The sequence below is a fragment of the Priestia sp. P5_B4 genome (assembly GCF_056400385.1).
Map to the genome: position 1 here is coordinate 1 of NZ_JBFULJ010001195.1, position 926 is coordinate 926.

The following is a 926-nucleotide window of genomic DNA, read 5'->3' on the forward strand; positions in this document are numbered from 1 at the left end:
GCCTGTTGCATGCTCGCTATCTACTAATACACAATCGGTGTTGACATATTCTTCTTGTAGCCGTTTCATAATAAACGTACCGAAAGGATCGTTGCCGACTTTGCTCACCCAGCCTGCGCGCAGACCGAGACGAGCGATACCAATTGCTACATTTGTTTCTGCTCCGGCCAGTTCTTTCGTATAATGCTTAATCTCATGCAGCGGTCCCGGCTGCTCTGCCATGAACATCGCCATTGCTTCTCCGAAGGTAATAACGTCTAATGAATTCATTGAACTTCCTCCTGTTCTGCTGCTTGCACCAATGAAATGAAGCCGGGGATTTGTGCCGGTTCATCGATTGGAAACTCTAAAGCTTTAAAAATCGAATAAGAAAACCCTTTCAAAATATCTTTCCACATTTCATTTGAATCGTTCGATATAGCGGTTGTCACTAGCTTTCCGCTGCTTTTTATGACGTGTTTAATATGAATATAGCCCACAAATGACCTTAGCATTTTGATTGCTTCCTGGGGTTGTTCATCTACGTAGAGCCAGTTACCAATATCAAACGTCATGGAAACAGGAACTTCGTAAGCGTTATCAAAAAATGCGTGCAGAGATGCTATGTTGCCTCCGTGACTGGTTTGATCGTTTTCTACAAATAGACGTAAAGCTGGAAATGCCTCTAATAGCTGCTGTAAATCTGCCATAGGCGATTGGGGCTGATAAAAACCAAGAGAAACTTTTACCCACTGAGCGCCAAGTGATACGGCTTCTTCAAGAATAACTTTTAATTCTTGTGTGTTTAACTCTCCATTTTCTCTCCACAGTTCAATTGGAGCCGAATATACTGTAAAAAGTGGATATGTTTTTAATTCTTCAGCAATAAGCGCAATCTCTTGATCTACTTTTTTCATTAACTCTCTTCTAATTTCCACTCCATGTAC

The 926-nt window shown here is 41.5% G+C and carries 2 protein-coding genes; both read right to left on the reverse strand.

Going from position 1 to position 926, the window contains the following annotated elements; genetic code table 11:
* Positions 1–270, reverse strand: a 270-nt coding sequence (locus AC1DRF_RS29885) for a PfkB family carbohydrate kinase (protein WP_477742558.1), incomplete at its 3' end; no start/stop codon positions are given.
* A partial coding sequence (locus tag AC1DRF_RS29890) for a sugar phosphate isomerase/epimerase family protein (protein ID WP_477742559.1) occupies positions 267–926 on the reverse strand: 660 nt, incomplete at its 5' end. The genes AC1DRF_RS29890 and AC1DRF_RS29885, both read right to left, overlap by 4 nt.